The organism is Pseudomonas sp. LAMO17WK12:I5, assembly GCF_900215165.1.
Classification (GTDB): Bacteria; Pseudomonadota; Gammaproteobacteria; order Pseudomonadales; family Pseudomonadaceae; genus Aquipseudomonas; species Aquipseudomonas putida_A.
On record NZ_OBDS01000008.1, the window covers coordinates 143,082 to 164,893 of the forward strand.

Below are 21,812 nucleotides of genomic sequence, written 5' to 3' on the forward strand. Positions count from 1 at the left end.
GCGGCGCGCTTTTAAGAAGTAGAAGTACAGTCACCATGTCATTTACCTTGGTTAAGATGGTGGTCTTGTTGCGGAGAGTTCCACATGCGTTACTCGCAAGATCATAAAGCTCAAACCCATCAGCGGATCATCAAGGAAGCCTCGGCGCGTTTTCGCAAGGACGGCATTGGTGCTACCGGTCTGCAACCTTTGATGAAAGCACTGGGGCTGACCCACGGCGGCTTTTATTCGCACTTCAAATCCAAGGACGAACTGGTCGAGAAAGCCTTGCAGGAGGCAAGCAATCAAGTCGATGGCCTGTGCGCCGAGATCTTTGCCAAGGAACAGCCGCTGCAGGCGTTTATCGACACCTACCTGTCCGAATGGCATCAGACCTCCCCGCACGAAGGCTGTCCGCTGCTGACCATTTCCTCAGAGCTGGGTCTGCGCGGCCAGCCGAGCCCGACCAGTGATGCGGTACTCAATGCCCGACTGAGTCAAATCGAAGGCACCCTCGAGGGCGACAACAACGCCGACCGGGCCATTGTCATCATGTCGACGCTGGTCGGCGCGCTCTTGCTGTCACGCAGTGTCGCTGACGTCGAGTTTGCCCAACGCATCCTCGACGTCACGCGCGATCACCTCAAACAGTCACAGGACTAAGCCTGCCAACGCTTGAACAGCACACTGGCATTCACCCCGCCAAAACCGAAACCGTTGGACAGGGCATATTTGATCGGCGTCGGCCGCGCCTGACCGTGAACAATATCTACCCCGGCACTCGCAGGATCGGGATTGTCGAAGTTGAGCGTCGGCGGGACGACCTGATCGCGGATGGCCAACAAGGTGAAGATCGCTTCCAACCCGCCGGCAGCGCCGAGCAAATGCCCGGTGGCGGATTTGGTCGACGTCACGGCGATTTTATTCTCCGTACCGAACAGCGCCTTGATCGCTGCCAACTCACCAAGATCGCCCACCGGCGTCGAGGTCGCATGCGCATTGAGATGCTGCACCTGATCTGGCGCAACACCCGCCTGAGCCAGCGCCAACTGCATCGCCCGTCGTGCACCGCTGCCGTCCTCCGGCCCGGCGGTGAGGTGATAGGCGTCGGCAGTGGTGCCGTAACCGACCAGTTCAGCCAAAGGCTGCGCGCCACGTGCCAGCGCGTGCTCCAGCGATTCGATCACCAGCAGACCGGCGCCCTCGCCCATCACGAAACCATCGCGACCACTATCAAAGGGTCGTGAGGCACGTTCGGGGGTGTCGTTGTAACCGCTGGATAGCGCTCGCGCCGCGGCAAAACCGGCCAGGCTGACCCGATCAATGCAGGCTTCCGCGCCGCCGCAAACCGCGATATCCGCTTCACCGGCACGAATCATCCGCGCAGCATCGCCGATTGCCTGGACCCCGGCAGCACAAGCAGTCACCGGTGCGCCGAGCGGGCCTTTCAAAGCGTGCTGGATCGACACATGACCGGCCGCCAGATTGACCAGAAACGATGGAATGGTGAACGGCGACAGCCGACGCGGGCCACGACTGTCGGTGGTGCGTACGGCGTCGGCTATTGCACCGAACCCACCAACACCGGAGCCGATGATGGTCGCGGTGCGCTCCTGATCCTTGGCCTCGGACGGCTGCCATCCGGCTTGCGCCAACGCCTGCCGTGCTGCTTCCATTGCAAACAGGATGAAGCGATCCATCTTTTTCTGTTCCTTGGGTGGCGTGGCAAGGTCCGGATCGAAACCGGCCTCGACGTCCTCCGCCGCCGTTGGCACCATCCCGGCGACCCGGGTCGGCAGATCTGCGCTCACCGCCTCCGGCAAATTGCGCAAGCCCGAGCGCCCGGCGAGCAAACGCTGCCAGACCCTCTCGACGTCACTGCCCAAAGGCGAAACCAGGCCCATACCGGTGACAACAATTCGACGCTGACTCATACCGCAGTTACCTCTGATCAATTTTTATAGCGTTGGGCCGCGGAGCTGCGCGACAGATTCGGTGCCATGACATGCCGCGCACGGACAAATGCCTGCCACTCCCCCTCATCCGGCAACGAAGGGATGGTAATCAACTCGCCCTGATCCAGACCGGCGAGCGCCGCATCGACCATCTCGCCGGCCTCCATCACCATCTCCGCCGGAATGCCGCTGGCGTCGATGCCGGAACGCTCCCAGATTTCAGTGCGGGTAACGCCGGGCAGCACCGCTTGCACCTTCACGCCAGTGCCTTCGAGCTCGGCGTTGAGCGACTGAGTCAGGCTCAACACGTAGGCTTTACTCGCGCTGTAGGTTGCATTGAAGCGTTCTGGAAACAGCGCCACCACCGAGGCGATATTGATGATCGTGCCGCGTCCAGCCTTGGCGAAACTGGCGGCGGCTGCCGAGGCCAGCAACGTCACGGCGGTGACGTTCAACTGGATCAGACGCTCCAGTTGCTCGGCATCGGAATTGGCCAGCAGGCCATCGGCTGCGACCCCCGCGTTATTCACCAACAGGCTGATGCTCGAATCACTGCGCAGGCGTTGCTGGAGTTTGAGGACATCATTCTTTTGCGTCAGGTCGGCCTTGAGCACTTCAACCTTTACACCGTGGGCCTCGCGCAACTGGTTCGCAGCGGTTTCCAGACGCTGTTGATCACGGGCAACCAACAACAAATCAAAACCACGCGCTGCCAGCCGCTGCGCGTAGATGGCACCGATACCGGACGATGCGCCAGTGACGACAGCGGTACCTTGAGACTGGACTGAACTCATGAGAGCGCTCCTGAAACATATTGGGAGATAGGCCTCCAACGCTCACTGGCCTGGAGGTGACGGAAATTATTATAGGCATAATCCAAAGACAATATGATACCCATAATTTTCAGCTCACCGACAAACGCGACGCCACTCCCTCTGTCGCATCTCTACCACCAGAAAGCAGAAAGGCCGGTCAATGACCGGCCCCTTGGCGTTGAATAATCAGCTTAGTTCACTTCCAGCTTGTCGCGGTTGCGATCCAGGATTGCCTTGCCGATACCCTTCACTTCAAGCAGTTCATCCACCGAGGCGAATGGCCCATTAGCATCACGATACGCAACAATCGCTTTGGCTTTCGCCTCGCCGACTCCGGACAACTGTTTTTGCAGCGTTATCGCATCCGCACCGTTGAGATCGACCTTTTCACTGGTAGACGTCGCAACGGTATCGCTCACCATCGTAGCCTTATCCGTGTTCTGGACAACGGCAGGTGCCGCCACTACAGCGATTGAAGCACTGGTGAGCAAAGCAAAAACCAGAGAGTAGAAAAAACCGTTACGCATAAATGACGCTCCATCATCGTTTGGGAAAGCAGCTTTTCCGAAGCTGCTCTCCAAACTTAGGCGATGGTTGGCGGGTGTCAAAAATGCGTCTATTACAGGATGTGAAACAATCAGGGTTCCAGGCGGCGCTGCTGGTAGATCCAGTCGACGATTTCGCCGTCGGGGGTGTAACCGCTGACAGTTTCGCGCAGGAGTTGGCGGACGCGGGAGTAGTCATCCGCCTTTACAGCGTTGAGAAGGTCCGTCAAACGAGCCTTGAGTACATCCCAGTTCAAATGATCTTCATGAGCACTCATGATCATCGGATGCTGGGTGGCGACAACGTTGTCACCGATCAGCAACTCTTCGTACAGTTTTTCGCCTGGACGCAGCCCCGTGAACTCGATGGAAATGTCTCCATGAAGGTTTTTCTCGGATCGAATACTCAGTCCGGACAAATGAATCATTTTCTCCGCCAGCTCTACGATTTTTACAGGTTCGCCCATATCCAGCACGAATACATCGCCCCCCTGCCCCATTGAACCGGCCTGAATCACTAGCTGGGCAGCCTCGGGGATAGTCATGAAGTAGCGCGTGATTTTCGGATGTGTGACTGTCAACGGCCCACCGGATTTTATCTGACTGTGGAACAGCGGTATCACAGAACCGGAAGATCCCAGTACGTTGCCGAATCGCACCATCGTAAAGCGCGTTTTATTGACTCGGGAAACATTCGCCTTATCGCCGAACAGCACCGGGGCAACTTCGCGGCTCAGCGCCTGCAACGTCAACTCGGCCAGACGCTTGGTACTACCCATCACATTCGTCGGACGTACAGCTTTATCAGTGGAGATCAATACAAAATTGGCGACGCCAGACTGCAAGGCAGCCTGAGCGGTGTTCAATGTGCCAATGACGTTGTTGAGCACACCTTCGGCAATATTGTGTTCAACCATAGGCACATGCTTGTAGGCGGCCGCATGGTAAACCGTGTCAACCTTCCAGGTTTTCATCACATCGAGCAATTTGTCCTGGTGGCGTATGGACCCGAGTATGGGAAGCAATCGAACCGGAGCCGACTCTCGAGAGCTGCGTTGCTCCAGCTCTGAAAGAATGTTGTAGAGATTGAATTCACTGTGTTCGAACAACAGAAGCGCGGTTGGCTCCAACGCAAAAATCTGCCGGCACAACTCCGAACCGATAGAACCACCGGCACCAGTGACCATGACAGTCTTGCCTTTGATACAACGTTCCAGAAGATCAGGCTGAGCTGGAACGGCATCGCGCCCCAGCAGGTCTGCAATATCGACTTCCTGAATATCTTCGACCTTGACCCGGCCACTCGCCAGATCGGAAAAGTTCGGCACACTGCGAACATGCAGTGGAAAGCCTTCCAGCAAGTTAAGAATTTCCCGGCGACGAGCACGAGTCGACGATGGCAACGCGAGAAGGATTTCCTGCGCCCCTGTGACGTCGATCATCTGCTGAATATGCTTGGGTTTGTATACCTGCAGGCCTGAGATCGAGCGATCGGAAATACCCGGATCATCATCGATAAAGGCGACTGGGCGCATAACGCGCCCCATGCGCAGTGCGGCAACGAGTTGATTGCCTGCTACACCTGCGCCATATATCGCAACTTTGGTCAGACCATCGTCGCGGTTGGCGAAAGGAACATGCTGCGCGGCTGTAAACCAGTCCCCCATGAAGTATTGCCGCATACATAGCCGCAACCCGCCAATGATGACCAGGCTCAACCACCAGTAATTGAAAATGATCGAGCGAGGCACAACCGTTTCGTGATTGCTGTACCAATAAACGACAACCGCCAGAATCAACGAAGATAAACTGACAGCCTTGATAATCGCGATCAACGCGTCATTGCCAAAATAGCGCATGACGGCACGGTACATACCGAAGCGAATGAACAATGGAATGGCTACAACAGGGGCGCAGGCGAATAGCCAGAAGTGGACTTTGAAGGGGTTGTACATATCATCGATACCCAAGCGCACGATGAATGCCAACCACAGGGCCACCCAAACCAGAAAAATGTCTGTGCCAACCTGTATCAGTCGTTTGCGTCGCCGTGGAAGTCCAACGAGACGCTCTCTGACCTTATCCATTAACTCTTCAAGCACCTCAGTTTCCCTCTTTCAAATGCTGATCACCGTAATGAATCACCACAAGCCGGCATCATGACTCTAAACCTAGATGACAGAATTGTTTTCTTTTCCATCCTCAGCGGTCTTTTCAAGCTCCCCTGCATGAAACCTGATCGCGAGAAAAACCAGCGGGATATAGGCTAAAAGTACACCCCATACGCCGCCCAGCCCAAACCGTGTAACACCTACCGCAATCGGCAACAGCCAGCATAGATTGATCAAGCCTGTTGCCAGCGTTACGGGCAAATGCCGGCCAAATTGCCTGGAAGCAAACTGATAGGCGTGGCTTCTGTGAGCCTCATACAGTTTGTCGCCTCTGAGCAGGCGCCGGAACAACGTGAAGGTGGCATCCACGATAAACACACCGAGCAGGATGAGCCAGCCCCAAAATAGTGAGGGGTTATGCCACGCAGCCTGCAGAGAAAGACCGCCCAGAACAACGCCGAGAAATCCGCTACCCGCATCTCCCATGAAAATTTTTGCCGGTGGAAAATTCCAGCAGAGAAAGCCCATCACCGCCGCAGCCAACATCAACGGAGCCCAGATCAACGCTGCTGCATCGACAAGCCAATACAACACACACGCCCCAAGACAAACACAAACCGCCTCGACACCTGCGATGCCATCAATGCCATCCATGAAGTTGTAAAGATTAAGTAGCCAGACCAGATAAAACGCTGCAAACACATGGCCAAACCACCCGAGGTCGAAAGCCCCCCCCCATATCTCGACTACCGGCAATCCACCTAACCAGAACAGCAACCACGTCGATGCAGCGAAATGCCCCAATAAACGCCAACGGGCCGCGATGTGTCCGTGATCATCCATAAATCCGATAACGGCGATCAGCGCTCCCCCACCAGCAATCGCAAAAAACGCCGAAGACGACAGCAGCCCTGCGAATAACAGCACTCCCAGCGCTAATGTAAACGCCAGGACAATTGCAACCCCGCCTCCTCGAGGAGTGGGGACCGAATGAGAGCTTCGGGCATTAGGAATATCCATCAGGCTTCGATACAGAGCGTAACGACGCAGCGCCCAAGTGAGGAAAAAAGACACGACAACGATGCCAGGGATAAACCAGCCATAACTCATGATTTACGGGAATCCAGAAAATGTTGCGCCGTCAGGCTCAACGCTTTATCAAGGGTGACCGGAGGAGTCCAGCCTAATAATTGTCGGTTCTTACTTATATCAACCTGCAAGGACCCGAGGATACGATCCAACAACGCTCGCTGGCCCAGTAATGCTGCCGCATTGCTCATCAGCCGGGCAGGTATTGGCAACAATATGGCGGATTTGCCCAAGGCGGCCGCCAACTTGCGCAATAACTGCGTGGTCGACACGTCCTCGCCGTCACTGACCAGGAACACTTGATTGGCGGCCGCTGGGTGGTGGGAGCAGGTCACGATAAGGTCCACCAGATTGTCTATCGCGACGAGACTGCGGTGATTGTAGACAGCGCCAAACGGCAAGGGAACGCCACGGTACAACCAGCGCATCATGCTGAGAAAGTTGGCTTTGACACCAGGCCCATAGACCAGGACAGGACGGATGATGACCACTTCCATGCCCGTATCTGCAGCAAGCACCTTCAAGCCTTGCTCTGCCTCAAGCTTCGAGATCCCATAGGCATCAATAGGAGCAGGTATGTCATCGGCGTTGAATGCAATGCCAGAATCAGTACCCTCACCGTTCACCTTGATTGAACTGATGAATATAAAACGCTTCACCCCGGACGCAGCAGCCTGGCGTGCGAGTCTCAAGGTAGCCTCGACATTCACCTTGCGAAACGCAGCCAGCGGATCAGCAGATACGTCATTCATGACGTGAACGCGTGCGGCAGCATGCACAACACAGTCGACGCCCTTCAGCACGTCACTCAAGTCAAACACTGCATCAAGACTGGTAAAGGGTATCGAACGGACACCGAGGGGGAAACTCATGGAGATATCCCTGACCGGCGCGATCACAGAACACTCCGATAACAACGCCAATCGGTTGATTAACGCCTTCCCCACAAAACCGCTGCCGCCGGTAACCAGGAATTTCTTATAACTCATTGGTGCCCCTTATGAGTACATGAAGACATCAACGCGTGAGCCGCCTAGCTGGTGATGGGGAGATGATTATCGCAATAGCAGAAAGCACTGATCATGAAGAATGTGTATCTGGGAAAGGTATGCGGGCAGTAGTTTATTGAATTACCTTCCGGTTAGCCACTTCACCCGCCCCTTAAACGTAAGGGCGGACCAACTGAGGGGAAATAAGCCTGCTTTCATAGCCTATAACCATCAACTTGAGAGCAGCGAAATGTGCTCCGGCATCACCGTACTCACCTGAAGGTTGCTGAAGAACTGCATCATCTGCTGACGTGTGAGTTTTTTACGAAATATCTCCCGGTCTGTCTTATCTTTACTGTGTAGATCGGAGCTATTTTTGCCGAGATCAACCTCGAGCATTGCAAATCCGCTTATAACGAAGGCTCCAACCCTCAGGGAAAGCCTCACTCCCTCAGGGTGTCAGGGTGTCAGGGTGACCATCTGTCTCCCTGTTCTTGATTTCGGAAGATCAGAGCGGATGTGCCGATCGATCAGTTGAGGCCCATGTGTCGATTGATTTGCTATAAGGAGTGTCTGAAATGAAATCCTCAAGCTACTATGCAGACCACCTCAGTCGCCGAACGCCTGATGTCGACCGGTTTCAGTCACACTGCCGCGTGAGCGATTTTTTCTCGTAAATACGCTGACCTAGAAAACTGACTGGTAAGATTTTACTTCGTCACAAGTTAAATTATATGGAGAATCCAATATGAAACATGGAGACAATGTAAGTAATTAATAAACTTCGCTACTTACTGGGCGAGTTCAGTGCTTAGCAAGCAATTCACCACCCACACATTCAAAGCCGTCACTTAAATTCTGATATTTCACTTCCAACTCTAGGGGCAAACCATCACAATGTGGCCCGATGCAAAAGTAAAAAAGCGGTAGGCGTGCCATAATCCAAACTACCGATAGATGAGCTTTATCTTTACGTGGCATCTATGACGAATCCTTGGTAAGAACACTAAAAAGTTTCCTATCGAGGGTTTCGACCAGGCTGTAGTTTGAGCAATGGAAGTCGCGCCCTTAGGCATGCCACTGAAAAGCCAATTTTTGTGCACTGTTAGCCTGTACCTTTTGCGCATCGACGAACTTGCGCCGAGCATGTGTCCCGCAACCTAAATACTCGAAACCCGGCTGCGCGCCCTAAGCGCTATAGTCCAGAGTAGTCATCGGTCATCAAGTAGACGCGATTATGAGCAAGCTAGCTAGACTGGTGGTGTGCCAAACATGCAATAAGCGTTCTGGCAGGCCGCTGGTTTTGCCCCAAATCCAGAATGGCTGGTCGGGTCTCGAGCCTAATCCCTCAGCACTTGTACCCGCGTCTCATTACAGTGATACCGGGTTTCGTAAGCGCGCCATAAACCCAATCTAACGGTTTATTGTGGTATTTCCTGTCAACAGCTCCACGCCAGCAAACCTTCCTAGGCTTCAACCGACGAGTCATACGGCAACCGCCCCAGTATGTAACGCAGCCACATAGGGTTACTGGCCGTTGATTTTGGCGGTTTCAAGCAGGCTTGTAGATTTGGGCGCTGGAGGCCGCGGCTTTGGAGGTATCGCTGAACAACAACGCCTAGCGTCCTATGACAAACGGATGGATCGCTGTTATGAACCTTATGTAGTGAGGGCATGAAGAATCGGTGGATATTTCAGACCCGCGTTAACTAACCAAAATTACTGTAGAGTTGCTCGCACTACTTTAGCAAATACTAGCCACATTTTTCCTGCTTGAAAAAAAATCCAACATAATTCATCATAAAAAAATCATCACTAAGGAACTGAAAATTATGAAAGAGCCTACTCGCATCGCAGTAATCAGCTCACCACGAAGCGGAAACTCATGGATACGCTCGGTTCTGGCGGGCTCTCTAAACATGAATGAAATAGCTGTGCATAATTATCTGGATGCACCAAGTGAGCTCCCGGACAGGTGCTTTTTGCAGATTCATTGGTACAGAGAACCGAACTTTCAAAAATGGTTACAGCTCAATAATTTTAAAGTAGTTACGATTGCAAGAAACCCATTTGATATTCTGCTTTCGGCTCTACACTATTCACAATTCGAACCGGACACAGCAAGGTGGCTAGAGGGAAACACCGGCTTGCCAAATGGTTTGCTAAATGCCACGCCATACTCGAAGGCATTTTTGCAATATGCTTTGAGCTTTGAGGCCGAAAACCTGTTGTCGATTACATACCAATGGTGGCATCAAGCGGACGCCATAAAACTGCGATACGAAGACGTTACGCGTGATCCAAATGGCACTCTGGAAAAAATAGTTTCAGCTTTTGGCGGCGACCGTGATGCTCTCCAACCTATGCTTGAAAGCATTAGTTTTGAGAAAATGAAAAATACGCCGAATAGACATGGGTGGCAGGGGCGTCCTGGGTTATGGAGAGAATTGATAACGCCAATAGATGCGCTAAAGATCTGGCAACGCCACCGGCGTATTTTCCAAGTACTGGGATACAGGTTCTCCCCCTATTGGCTTTCTCAGAAATCGGCGGAGAAAAATTGGTCTGATTTAGCGTGAGCAATTATCCCGTGTAGCACATGGTCCTTGGGGATGTCCAGCCGCAGCGGGCCGTCATCGGTTAACACGATCTTGGCGCTTTTACCATTGCGCTAGTTACTCGACTCCTCAGGACGCTCCGCGCCGCTGGTGCCTCGGCACCCAAGACGCGTTCAATAAGTGTTTTTTTGAACGTCATCGAAGCGGCCTGAATGGCTTCTATACTCATCGAGTCGTTCACGAATTAATCAATATTGACCAGTGAAAATGCCCAGTCAATGACCCGACGAGCATACAAATCAAACACGATGACCACATGAAGCCAGCATTTGCCCACTCAGACTGGTCACGTCGCTACACCAAACCTGAAGATACCTGCCATTCCTACCGCGCCCCAATCAACATACTCAAAGCAGCGAACGATAAATATCGGCATAGGATTCGGCCATCGAAAATGAGGAAAATACCTCTTCGTAACGCCGCCCAGCTGCCTCTCCCATCGAAGCAGCAAGCGCTGGTTGATTCCAGAGATGATTCATCGCCTCTGCCAGTGCCAAAGAATCATGGGGAGGAACAACGATCCCGGTCTCTCCTGCGATGTTGATGAAAGTGGTGCCGGAGCCGATCTCGCAAGAAATCATTGGCTTCCCATACATCGCTCCTTCAAGCAATGAAATACCAAAAGACTCGGACCTTAGGTGCGACGGAAAAACGAACCCGTAGCAAAGCGTCAACAGAGCAACCTTATCCTCATCAGGCAATCCCCCGAGAAAATGCACTTTTGACAGCCTTAATTGCGTCGCCCGGGCTTTGAGCTCTGCTTCGAGGTGCCCTGCACCCAGTATCACGACGGGAAGTTGGCTCGTCCTAGCCGCCTCAAGCAGGTAGTCCAGGCCCTTGTAGTAACGCAACGCGCCAACAAACAGAAAAAAACGCTCACCCAGACGCTTTCGCCAAAATGCCAACTTTTCTGCAGAAGGAACTGGATAGGATTTTCTATCCAGTCCATAGGGAACAACACGCACTTTATTTTTGAAACGCGTCAGCACAGGACTACTGACAGCATAATTGGGTGATGAGGCGACAATGCAGTCAACACTGGACAAGAAGCGATTCATCAAGGGCTGATACAGCTTGAGGAGCGTCTTTTGCTTAACGATATCGGAGTGATAACTGACCACGGTGGGCTTGCGAATCCGACTGATAAAATGCACGAGATCCATATAAGGCCAAGGAAAGTGGTAGTGGATAATGTCCGCCTCCCGTGCAAGTTCCGCAAAGTCCTTAAACGCTGATAACGAAAACCCGGTAGACGCAACATGCAGATCCAACTTTGAACGATGAGTCAGGTGGTGCCCCACCATCTCGTTGCGCGCCGTCCCCCTCTCACTTAAATAAAGCACCTGGGACTCATATCCGTGCTTTAAACCGCCTTCAGCAATCTGGAAAATAACTTGTTCAATTCCACCCATTGTCTCCGGATAGTAAGTCTTGAAGAAGTGCAAAACCTTGATCATCGCTCTTCGACCACCATCTTATAAACCTCAAGCGTATTCATTGCACAACGTTCCCAGGAAAACTTTGCCGCATTCAATAAGCCTTGCTCGATGGCACTAGCGCGCCAAGCTCGATCCTCCAGACCGCGCCGGATGAGGTCGGTCAATGCCTCAATATCCATGGCCTCACACATCAGAGCCGCATTACCCGCAACCTCAGGTAGCGAAGAACTGTTGGAACACACGACCGGCACACCGGAACTCATGGCCTCCAAAACAGGCAACCCGAACCCCTCGTACAACGAAGGAAAGGTAAACAACCGAGCGCCGGCAAACAACAATGGCAGGTCTTCACCGGGGATGAATCCCAAATAATAAGCCCAGCCCTCACGTCTGGCGCTCTCGAGCCGTTGATGGATACTTTCGTTTCGCCAACCGTGGTAACCGGTTAACACCAAAGGCCACCGCTTGCGAACATCCAATGGCAACCGCGAGTAGGCATCTAGTAACGTAGTGATATTTTTGCGGGGCTCTATCGTTCCTACGAACAGGCTATAGCCGCCCGCTTCAAGGCCATGTCGCGAAAGCGTGCTTTTAAGCTCATCCTCAGTGCGAGGGTGAAATTCGGCAGAACTGGCTAGCGGTACGGTATAGATTCGCTCAATAGGCCAGGAAAAGTAATCTGCCAACTCATTGCGCGTGTAATCGGAGTCGGTTATGAGTGCATCAGCTCGGCCCAGAGTGGTCTTGAGCTCCTTCTGCAAATAGCGCACAAGTTGAGGCGCATGGCAGTGAGACCACGTGAAAGGAGAGAGGTCGTGAAAGGTAGCAACACTGCGACCAGCAAAGGGCGGCAGATAATAATTGGGACTATGATAAAGAAAATCGCTATGGCCTTTTAATGCTTGCTTTCTAAGCAGCGGCATAAGGAGTCGATAGGCTTCAACCGCCAGAAAATTTTTCTGCACCGCTCGCTTTAGGCCGTAACCATTACCAGATTCGTCGGCAGCCGTCGGCAGCGATGACAAAAATCGTCGACCGGAAAAAAACTGTAGTTCTGTAATTTCGCGGCTTTGCTGCAGGCGCAGCGCCAGTTCGTAGGTATACCGACCGATGCCAGTTAGTGGAAAACGGACCGGCTCAACAGAAAGAATTAACTTCATTTATTCGGCCGTGAGCATCCAGCTGAGGGTCTCAGCAAGTGGTGGAGTCTCCCAATCAGGCACAAACTTTTTAAGTAGAGTGTTATCACCACATAAAGACTTCACTTCATTGACCCGCACGAAAGCCGGATTGACTTCAACATCAACCTTATGACCAGTCAGCGCCGAACATATATCAAGTACTTGTTGAAGTGAATGAGAAACACCCGAACTAACGTTTATTACTTTGCCTAAGGGACGCGCCTCTAACAGCAAGCGGTACGCATGAACCAAAGAACGAACGTCGCTAAAATCGCGAGAGACATTCAGGTTGCCCAGTTCAATATGGTCAGCTTTTTGCCTGAAATGAGAAACAATCTTTGGCAAAAGAAAGCTTTCCGACTGCCCGACCCCCGTATAATTAAAGGGGCGAGCAATAACAATTGGAAGCTTTTTCATCCAAAGCTTAGCCATGTACTCCATAGCTAATTTGCTTACCGCATAATCATTAGCGGGGGCAGGCAGAGTAGATTCGCTTAATAGACCTTCAGAAGTATTACCGTAAACATTGGCACTGCTTACCAAGAGAACACAATCAGGCGTCTTACCTGAGTCAGCAATAGCCTCAAGCAAATTTCGCGTGCCTATTAAGTTCACTTCGTAAAATGCATTGACGTCCCGATGCTCAACAAACGCCAGTGCCGCCAGATGGACAACAAAATCCGGCTGAACACTGCGTAATACATTACGAAGACCTTCTAAATCTGAAAGATCTACTTGTTGATAATTCTCTTCGTGTGCCGGCTGAGTTCCCAGGCCAACAACATCGTAACCAAAACTTCTCAGTTCCGACGATAAATAACGGCCAGTAAAACCATTAACGCCCGTTACCAGAACTCGCTTGCCGGCTATAATCATTAGAAAGAGAACCCTTGTTTATTACGGCGCAAATCAGCCTCAACCATCATCCGGCAAAGCTCTTCAAGGGTTGTTTTAGGTTCCCAACCAAGCTTGTCTTTAGCTTTTTCAGGGTTACCGATCAACAAATCAACCTCGGTAGGACGATAGAACTTAGGATTGATAGAAACAAGGGTATTCCCTGTTGCGATATCTACGCCTATTTCATCTTCTGCCTGACCTTTCCATTCGATATCAATATCAACGGCTTTGAATGCCATAGACACAAAGTCCCGAACAGTTTCAGTACGGTTGGTCGCAAGAACAAACGTGTCAGGTTCGTCTGCTTGAAGCATTCGCCACATACCTTCAACATATTCCTTGGCAAAACCCCAATCGCGCTTGGCATCCATATTACCAAGCTCGATTTTATCCAAAAGACCAAGCTTAATTTTAGCAACAGAGTCAGTAATTTTGCGTGTAACGAACTCACGCCCCCTTAATGGCGACTCGTGATTGAACAAGATACCGCTGGCTGCGAAAATATCGTAAGACTCACGATAATTAATTGTCATCCAGTGCGCATATAACTTCGCTACACCATAAGGGCTACGAGGATAAAATGGCGTACTTTCGATTTGAGGAATAGCCTGAACCTTACCAAACATCTCGGAAGTGGATGCTTGGTAAAAGCGAGTTTTCGGGCTAACTATACGGATAGCCTCCAACAAATTAACCGCTCCAAGGCCGGTTATTTCCGCAGTTGTCAGTGGCTGATCAAAGGAGACACCGACAAAACTCTGCGCTGCGAGGTTATAAACCTCAGTCGCTCCAGTTGTCTGCAACAGACGAATACTAGCCGAGAGATCAGTGAGGTCATACTCGACGAGGTGAAGGTTGGGATGACGATCAATCCCAAGCTCTTCAATACGCCAGAAATTGACGGAGCTAGTCCTACGATACGTGCCGTAGACCGTATAGCCCTTCTCAAGAAGCAGCTCTGCCAAATAGGCGCCGTCTTGACCAGTAATACCAGTGACAATAGCTTTCATGCGAATCCTCTAAACTCCATCTCTGTGCCGACCACGGCACTGACTTTAAGCAGCGGCCTAAGCCGCCAGAGTAACTGGGCGTGCCCCCCTGCCTGAGGCAGAATATACCGAATTCAGGCGAAGGAAACGATAGCCAAGCGCCCCCTCCCTCAAAAAATATCCGATTCTCACAACAACCTGAGTCATGCGAGAAAAAACCTCAATGACAGCGTATCCGAAAATCAACTCAGAACGGAATAGTCCTTAGATAAATCAATCGATACCGAATCTTTCAAATAAGAGCGCCAAGAATTAATAAAATGTTCAAAATCCCAATAACTCGCAAATTTTCCGTACACATTCTTCCACCGATAAAACACCGGCATCCAAAATCAAGTCGGGGCTCTCAGGTTTTTCATACGGAGCCGAAACTCCCGTAAAGCTGTCAATTACACCATTGCGAGCTCTGCGATACAAGCCCTTAGGATCGCGCGACTCACAAACTTCCAACGATGTAGAAATATATACTTCACGGAAAAATCCTGGACCTATTATAGTGCGAGCACGGGCTCGATCAATACAAAAAGGAGAAATCAATCCAACAATCACAATCAATCCGGCATCATTCATTAAGCGAGAAACTTCTGCCGCTCGTCGAAGGTTTTCAGCTCGCCCTTCTGACGAAAATGAAAGATCAGAATTTAAACCGTGCCGTAGATTATCACCATCCAAAACGTAACAATTCAAACCTAACGTAGTTAAGTGCTTCTCCACCGCATAGGAGATGGCCGACTTCCCCGACGCACTCAATCCTGTCAACCACAATGTAGCAGGCTCTTGTTTTAGCAACCGTTTTCGATCCTCGGAAGTCACCAAGCCTTTTTGCCAAACAATATTGTCGTTACCCATAAAAGTACCTTTGACAATCCGAAAATATACGATTCATATCGTGTCATGCGTATAAAACGATTGCCCTGACAGAAATCCCGCAAACCAGTGACTTACGCACTTAGCACATCTACATCATGATTTTTAAAAGTTGCATGATGAGCGGAATCCTCTCTAATCAATTGATGAATCTTAACAAATACTGCCGAATGCGCGCTCCTGCGAGCGAACCTCTCTCTAATCCTATTGAAGGAAAATGTAGAGCCGGTTATCGGTACCTCGCGAGTAAAAACAAACACTTATGCATTATCCCCATCAACGAAGACCAATTCCATCTCAGGATTAAAGTAGGACACCGCTGTTGAGACATTGCTTACCACATGGAACAATACATCGCATCGCGCCATGGTCATCGCATCCCGAATAACTTCCCAAGCCATGCGAGTTGACCAATTTTCCGGATTTGCAGCCACTAAATGTTGAACCTGAAAGCCTTCTTTAGCTTTTTCTTCTTCAGGCAGACTGTCATAGTATTCATCTTCTGATATACGCGTTCGACGAACATCAGAGTAGGAGTAGACCCTCTCGCCAAATGCCTCTTTAAATTGCTCAACAACTCGGTCCTGGTCAGTGGCTAAAAATACCCCCCACTTATCAGAAGCCTGATCAATTTTAGACGAGGCGAGCTTATCGATGACAGCATCAACGAATGACTTTCCGTGTGCTATACATGCACCCGGCTGCTCGATAATGTGACTTGGGTGCTTTACGTGAGCGGCAACCATAAACTTCCCATCGAAGTTCTCATCACAAAAATCATCAATCTCTGCCCGAAACTCAGGAAGAAGTTTCACATGTTCTTTGTAAATAGCGTGATATTGCCGTCTAAATGACTTGAACGATGCACTACCATAGAGATCATATGCATTCACATAAGTAAGTAGTGGCTCGCGATGCTGGTTCCAGATAGTCTGTGGCAGAGAGGACCTGTCGTAGAGAAAAGCCTCGTCATTCATCTCATCAACTGTAAGCCCGTACAGTGGCTCAAACAATTTCAACCAGATATTTCCGTCGCTCGGAGTGCCATAGCAAAAACTGACAAGCTTGCCGTTTTCATGCTTTGGCAAAAGGCGCTTTACGTCCCAGTCAGGCAGAACCAAATGGCATCTATCATCGCGAACATCCCAAACGAGATGACTGACAAAACAGTTAAAGACCGAGAAAAAACCACCATCATGGGCTGGAATTACCGAGCGATTAATTGCTGCCAAAGAAGAAGTGTAAGGTCCAACTTTGGCGAAGGCCGCAGAACGACAATTCTCTGGGATATGGGTGTAATCAGAACCTTTAGCATTTTTCTTGAATGCGGGCAGATCGGGCGCAATTGTTGTCGCGTAATCAATGGCCAATCGGCTGAACGAAAAATTTTCCGCTCTCTTACGCCGCGCAGATGCAGTGTCTGCGGAATCAGGGCAGTTGAAATAGTTATAAGCCGCTCTCAATGCTTTACGAGCATCGTGGACGGACACCGAATACTGCTTGCCAAATACCTGATTATCGATCTCAGGATAGCGCGCTGGTGATGGCAGCGTCGTGGGAATGGAGTAGCAACCGGCAACTCCAAACATATCTCGGTGCGGGCCAAGGTCAGAAAGCACAAGCATTTTGCCCAAGGCAAGTGCTTCTCTTGGACCAATCGAATACCCCTCACCTTTCGAGCAGTTTACAAATATGTCGAAGGAATCGATTAACGATGTTTTGGTCGATACGTCAAGATGCTCATGACTTACGAAAACATTATCGACACCAGAAGAATTGAGCTTTTCTATAATTTTATTATAAACTGGGCCAATAGCTAAGTTGGAGTGCAGATATAACTCGACATCATCTTCCGCCGAGAACTCCTGCAAAAAGGCCTCAATCAAAATATCAACGCCTTTGCGCTGATGAAATGCGGCAACCGAACCAAATTTCACTTTCTTGGCATTGCGGACTACAGGCCGGACTAACAGATCTTCCAACTCTAATCCGATAGGCAATGTGCCTACAGGGATCTTCACCCCAGACCCGATGGCAATAGCCTCGAGATGTCGACTTGTGAAATACGCAACATCAAATGAGTTATTAAGAATCTCAACCCACTTTGCAGGGAACTCATCAGAATCATAAGCAATGTGAGCTATACGCAAACCATGCTTTGGAACGACTGTATAGTTTAAATCGTGCTCACCGTTCCACAATACATCGGTATAAAAAAACACCTTATGATCGGAGATATTTCTGCACACCGGTATTTCTTTACCATTGGGCAGACGAATATTTTCGTCGTCAACGATACCGGAGTTAGTAGGATATATACTAACTGGAAAAAACCGTGACAACAGTTCACAGGCCGCTAGTGAAACAGCACCGATACCAGTGCTGAAATCAGTACGGCCGATAATGCAAACCTCCGAATTACTATTTGTAAAGTCAATCATTTCCGCCCCCCAAGGCGCTGAATAATATTCACCACCTTTCTGACGGGAGCCATCACACGCCACGAGGTACTGTGCCTGATCAGGTCAATGTCGGACTGCAGCGTGGTCACTCGCTGACGCAAATCAACCACTTCATCGACTACTACCATCTTGCTTTCCAGGGCACTAACGCGGCTAAGTGCATTCAGTCGCTCGCGAGTCAAATGACCAATGTGCCGAGAGCTTTCGTAAATTTCCTGATAACACGATTCCAGTTCGAGTTTCGTCCTTTCCAACTCCGCCCTCAACGAACCTTCCTTTTCAGACGAGGAAGATACAAGCTGATTATAACTATCCAATACAAACTCAGCTTTAACCACAACACTCGCCCCTTCTACGTGCTTAGGAAATTCAAATTTGCTCAAATTACTATTCAAAACCGCCACCTGCTCCTGCAAATCAATATTGTGGTAACGCTCATATCCATCAAACCAATTTGGCGGAACTAAAAAATTGTCGGAAAGAACACTATACTTTTCTTCCGCGACGTAAAAACGATTCAAGCCATCAAAATACAAAAACTTGTAGCCTGCGTCTAAAAGAAGATGCTCCCACTCCTGATGAGAAGGAATCTGGGTATTTGGTTTCGTAGCCTCGACGAGAACTATCCAAGGCCGAAACTTAGTAAAGTCTGCACTTTTTAGTACTGAAGCCTCACCACCTTCAACATCGACTTTCAAAAAGTGTATCTCTTGACTCACGTAGGTATTGCACACTTCAGCCAAAGTACGGGTTTCAACACTAACGGACTCTACAATCCGCCCTTCTTCCTTGTAGGCAGACGCGTACTCGGAAACCGATGTCGAAAGGCCATTACCCGCATCAATGGAATAGAATTCCTTTTCACCCGAAGCAATATCGATAGCTATATTGAGATTTATATCTCGTGGACGATGCTCGGTGATAAGTGCATATGCATTCGCCATCGGCTCTATATTAATGCCTCTCCAGCCTGCATCATAAAAAGCCTTTGTGACTGAATCAGCAACAGGATCACAGGCGCCCACGTCAATATAAAAACCTTTTTCATATTTACCTAAAGCACGCCACAACATTACATCTTCGAGATTCTGAGAATATGATTTAAATGTCACTACTGCCACCCTCACCTTGAAAAATAAAAAAACAAAACCGTCAAGCCGCCGATTCATCACAGCATCTGAACACCATCGTTGCTTGGCGCTTGCACAAGGTGATTACGATCGAGCGCCAATCAGTCCATATAAATCAATAAATACCCATCATCTACGAACGTCAGCAATATTATCTTTGAACCAGCGATAAGTCTTATCCAAACCTTGTTCAAGGGAATGTGCCGGTTTGAAACCGAGTGACTCTAACTTCGAGATGTCATATTCGCGCAAATGCTGACCGTCGGGTTTTGTCGCATCCCAGACAATGTCACCTTCAAACCCCGATACTTTTTGAATGCACTCTGCTGTTTCGCGAATTGTCTGCGACACACCAGATGCCAAATTAATAGTACCGTTGAATTGCTCACCAATCATTCGCATCGCGCGAGCAGCATCTTCATTGAACAAAAAGTCTCGTCTGGCTTTACCTGTGCCCCAAACCGGTACACTTTCACCCAGCATATTAGCTTTATGAAATTTTGAAATCAGCGATGGAATGACGTGTCCCCACTGCTCGTCAAACTTATCGAATGGCCCATAAAGATTAGTCGAGATACAAAACGCAAATTCCATACCGTACTGATCGCTATACGCTTCGAGTTGCGCAAGCATTGCTCTTTTACTGTGCGCGTAGGAGGCCTCGGAATAGTGCGGGGGACCGCTCCAAACTTGCTCTTCCGACATTGGCAACGTTACGCTATCTGAATAAATAGCCGAGGATCCCATCGCAACGATTTTTCTGACACCCGCCAAGTGAGAAGCATCAATGACATTGGTATTGATACGAGTATTCTCGACAAAAGCCTTTGCTTTATTCTGCAAATTGCCCATGATACCAAAGACGCAAGCAGCCAAATGATAAACAACTGCTGGCTTTACTTTAGCAAATAACTCTTTAGTTTGCGCCTCATCCCGCAAGTCTGCATCCTTGCTTGAGATCGCTACTACATTTGTATAACCGGCATCTTCAAGCTCACGCTGCAGCGCTTGACCGATCACTCCCGACGCACCAGTAATTAGAATTTTCTCAGAGTACACTTTTTCACCTATTTAAAAGTTTGCACGTTTATATTAGCCAAAATAAGCATCACAAACTTCGGCCGCCGTACCATCCATCTTGATACGTCCATGCTCAAGCCAAATAGCACGGTTGCACGTATTTCTAATCAACTCTTGCGAGTGACTGGCAATCACCAGGATATGAGTTGACTCAACGAGCTGTGCCATTCTAACTTCAGCTTTATGCTTAAAACTTTCATCCCCTACTGACAACCACTCATCCATCAGCAAGATCTGTGGCCTGACGATTGTAGATACTGCAAACGCGAGGCGCAAATGCATGCCGCTGGAGTACGTCCGCATGGGCATTTCGATAAAATCACCGAGTTCCGAGAACTCGATGATTTCTTCAATCTGGTCCGAAATTTCGGACTTGCTCAAACCAAGCAAAGCTCCCCGGATATATATGTTTTCTCGGCCCGTCGCTTCGGGATCCACACCGAGAGATATATCAATCAAAGAGCCTATATCACCTTGGATATCGGCGGTTCCTACCGACGGAACATACACGCTACTCAGCATCCGCAGCAGGGTACTTTTACCTGCGCCATTGTGACCCAACAACCCGACACGATCGCCATGACTGATACTGAAGTTGAGTCCATCGAGAGCTCTTACCACAACTCGCCCTTGGGAGTCAGAGCCTAACTGACCACCCGTTGCAACTTGGATTAAGCGCTTTTTTAGGGAGCGGCCGTTAGCATTATAGACGGGAAAGTCGACGCTTACATTATCAAAAACTATAGAAGCCATTTTTTAATATCTCATTAGAGCCAATAAGCAATGCGGGACTTATAACGACCGTAAAAAAACAGCGCAAATATCCAGCCTACAACAGCTAAACCAATAGAAACTTCCCAGTTCGCCAATGTTGGAACCGTTCCAATCAATGGAGCCCGGACAATTTCCATCAGATGATAGACCGGATTGAGATTCAAAAAATACTGTGCAGATCTTTCCGGCAGTAAGTTCGGCATCCACATGATAGGAGTCAAGTAAAACACTACCTGTAGAACGCTGGTGACAATCTGAGGCAAGTCTCTGTAGCGCGTACAAAGCACTCCCAACACCAAAGCTATCCATGTCAAGTTCAATATAAGAAGCAAGAGACCTGGAATACTAATTAGCGCAACCATGGTGAGCGGCTTGGCTACAGCGATCAAGACCAGCGGAAAAATAACGATATTGTGAGCCAATATAAGAATATTCCGCCAAATCAATCTCAGAATATGTACAAATAGCGGAATAGGTAGTTGTTTTATGACCCCCTCAGCAGCAATAAATCCGTTACCGCCTTCACTGATCACGGTCGACATAAAGGTCCACAGGATCATGCCCACCGTCAGGAAAGGCAAAAATTCGCTCATTGGCGCCTTGAAAATCTGGCCGAAAACAACTCCAATAGTGCCGATCATTACCCCCATGCTAATGGTAAGCCAAAAAGGGCCCAAGGCTGATCGTCTATACCGCTGGCGCAAATCCTGCCATCCCAGCATTGCGACCAATGAATATCGGCGCAGGGAGTTCCTGACATCATGTAAAGCTACAGAAAATGAATTCTTTTGCATTTAATTACCAACTCTTTATATGCAAATCAATAAAGGAC

Annotated in this window: 19 protein-coding genes and 1 pseudogene; 2 read left to right on the forward strand and 18 right to left on the reverse strand. The window is 49.7% G+C overall.

Translation table 11 applies throughout. The features are described from left to right. Nucleotides 1-84: 84 nt before the first annotated feature. On the forward strand, nucleotides 85-642 hold the full coding sequence (locus CRO59_RS15735) for a TetR/AcrR family transcriptional regulator (RefSeq protein WP_097088332.1): 558 nt from the start codon (nucleotides 85-87) through the stop codon (nucleotides 640-642). Here CRO59_RS15735 and fabF read toward each other — a convergent pair. From fabF to CRO59_RS28670, 7 genes are all read right to left on the reverse strand, one after another. After that, entirely contained in the window at nucleotides 639-1,913 is a 1,275-nt protein-coding gene (fabF, locus tag CRO59_RS15740; RefSeq protein ID WP_097088334.1) for a beta-ketoacyl-ACP synthase II, read from the reverse strand. The two genes, CRO59_RS15735 and fabF, sit on opposite strands and share 4 nt — an antisense overlap. Before the next feature lie 17 nt (nucleotides 1,914-1,930). Further along, nucleotides 1,931-2,728 carry an SDR family oxidoreductase gene (locus CRO59_RS15745; protein ID WP_097088337.1) on the reverse strand — a complete coding sequence of 266 codons (798 nt, stop codon included), beginning with the start codon at nucleotides 2,726-2,728 and terminating at the stop codon, nucleotides 1,931-1,933. 212 nt (nucleotides 2,729-2,940) lie between these two features. After that, nucleotides 2,941-3,276 carry a helix-hairpin-helix domain-containing protein gene (locus CRO59_RS15750; RefSeq protein ID WP_097088338.1) on the reverse strand — a complete coding sequence of 112 codons (336 nt, stop codon included), beginning with the start codon at nucleotides 3,274-3,276 and terminating at the stop codon, nucleotides 2,941-2,943. Nucleotides 3,277-3,386: 110 nt separating this feature from the next. Further along, nucleotides 3,387-5,381 (reverse strand): nucleoside-diphosphate sugar epimerase/dehydratase, encoded by a 1,995-nt coding sequence (locus CRO59_RS15755; protein ID WP_097088340.1) that lies wholly within the window; start codon nucleotides 5,379-5,381, stop codon nucleotides 3,387-3,389. A gap of 84 nt (nucleotides 5,382-5,465) precedes the next feature. After that, the gene (locus tag CRO59_RS15760) at nucleotides 5,466-6,515 is read right to left on the reverse strand and encodes a glycosyltransferase family 4 protein (RefSeq protein ID WP_097088341.1); all 1,050 of its coding nucleotides are present in this window, start codon (nucleotides 6,513-6,515) and stop codon (nucleotides 5,466-5,468) included. After that, the gene (locus CRO59_RS15765) at nucleotides 6,512-7,483 is read right to left on the reverse strand and encodes an SDR family oxidoreductase (protein WP_097088343.1); all 972 of its coding nucleotides are present in this window, start codon (nucleotides 7,481-7,483) and stop codon (nucleotides 6,512-6,514) included. Before CRO59_RS15765 ends, CRO59_RS15760 begins: the two co-directional genes overlap by 4 nt. A gap of 804 nt (nucleotides 7,484-8,287) precedes the next feature. Beyond that, nucleotides 8,288-8,464: a hypothetical protein gene (locus tag CRO59_RS28670; RefSeq protein WP_159988122.1), complete on the reverse strand. Its 177-nt coding sequence runs from the start codon at nucleotides 8,462-8,464 to the stop codon at nucleotides 8,288-8,290. A gap of 851 nt (nucleotides 8,465-9,315) precedes the next feature. Between CRO59_RS28670 and CRO59_RS15775 the strand changes: the two genes are divergently transcribed. Then, nucleotides 9,316-10,062 (forward strand): sulfotransferase domain-containing protein, encoded by a 747-nt coding sequence (locus tag CRO59_RS15775; RefSeq protein WP_097088344.1) that lies wholly within the window; start codon nucleotides 9,316-9,318, stop codon nucleotides 10,060-10,062. 23 nt (nucleotides 10,063-10,085) lie between these two features. Here the strand turns inward: CRO59_RS15775 and CRO59_RS15780 are convergent. From CRO59_RS15780 to CRO59_RS15830, 11 genes and pseudogenes are all read right to left on the reverse strand, one after another. Continuing rightward, nucleotides 10,086-10,270, reverse strand: a pseudogene (locus CRO59_RS15780) (transposase); the annotation flags it as partial. 178 nt (nucleotides 10,271-10,448) lie between these two features. Continuing rightward, complete coding sequence (locus tag CRO59_RS15785) at nucleotides 10,449-11,558, reverse strand: glycosyltransferase family 4 protein (RefSeq protein WP_097088346.1); 1,110 nt, start codon at nucleotides 11,556-11,558, stop codon at nucleotides 10,449-10,451. Beyond that, nucleotides 11,555-12,700, reverse strand: a complete 1,146-nt coding sequence (locus tag CRO59_RS15790; protein ID WP_097088348.1) for a glycosyltransferase family 1 protein — start codon at nucleotides 12,698-12,700, stop codon at nucleotides 11,555-11,557. The genes CRO59_RS15785 and CRO59_RS15790 overlap by 4 nt, the downstream gene beginning before the upstream one ends. Beyond that, a complete protein-coding gene (locus CRO59_RS15795; RefSeq protein ID WP_097088350.1) occupies nucleotides 12,701-13,597 on the reverse strand; it encodes a GDP-mannose 4,6-dehydratase in 897 nt (298 codons plus the stop codon). Next, a complete protein-coding gene (gene gmd, locus CRO59_RS15800; protein WP_097088351.1) occupies nucleotides 13,597-14,628 on the reverse strand; it encodes a GDP-mannose 4,6-dehydratase in 1,032 nt (343 codons plus the stop codon). Before gmd ends, CRO59_RS15795 begins: the two co-directional genes overlap by 1 nt. A gap of 303 nt (nucleotides 14,629-14,931) precedes the next feature. Then, complete coding sequence (gene cysC, locus CRO59_RS15805; RefSeq protein WP_097088353.1) at nucleotides 14,932-15,516, reverse strand: adenylyl-sulfate kinase; 585 nt, start codon at nucleotides 15,514-15,516, stop codon at nucleotides 14,932-14,934. A 278-nt stretch (nucleotides 15,517-15,794) separates the two neighbouring features. Then, complete coding sequence (locus CRO59_RS15810) at nucleotides 15,795-17,975, reverse strand: glycosyltransferase (RefSeq protein ID WP_097088355.1); 2,181 nt, start codon at nucleotides 17,973-17,975, stop codon at nucleotides 15,795-15,797. Next, nucleotides 17,972-19,165 carry an FkbM family methyltransferase gene (locus CRO59_RS15815; RefSeq protein WP_097088357.1) on the reverse strand — a complete coding sequence of 398 codons (1,194 nt, stop codon included), beginning with the start codon at nucleotides 19,163-19,165 and terminating at the stop codon, nucleotides 17,972-17,974. Before CRO59_RS15815 ends, CRO59_RS15810 begins: the two co-directional genes overlap by 4 nt. 90 nt (nucleotides 19,166-19,255) lie before the next feature. Next, nucleotides 19,256-20,185 carry a GDP-L-fucose synthase gene (locus CRO59_RS15820; RefSeq protein WP_097088358.1) on the reverse strand — a complete coding sequence of 310 codons (930 nt, stop codon included), beginning with the start codon at nucleotides 20,183-20,185 and terminating at the stop codon, nucleotides 19,256-19,258. A gap of 33 nt (nucleotides 20,186-20,218) precedes the next feature. Further along, on the reverse strand, nucleotides 20,219-20,959 hold the full coding sequence (locus tag CRO59_RS15825; RefSeq protein ID WP_097088360.1) for an ABC transporter ATP-binding protein: 741 nt from the start codon (nucleotides 20,957-20,959) through the stop codon (nucleotides 20,219-20,221). A gap of 14 nt (nucleotides 20,960-20,973) precedes the next feature. Then, the gene (locus CRO59_RS15830; protein WP_097088362.1) at nucleotides 20,974-21,774 is read right to left on the reverse strand and encodes an ABC transporter permease; all 801 of its coding nucleotides are present in this window, start codon (nucleotides 21,772-21,774) and stop codon (nucleotides 20,974-20,976) included. Nucleotides 21,775-21,812 lie beyond the last annotated feature (38 nt).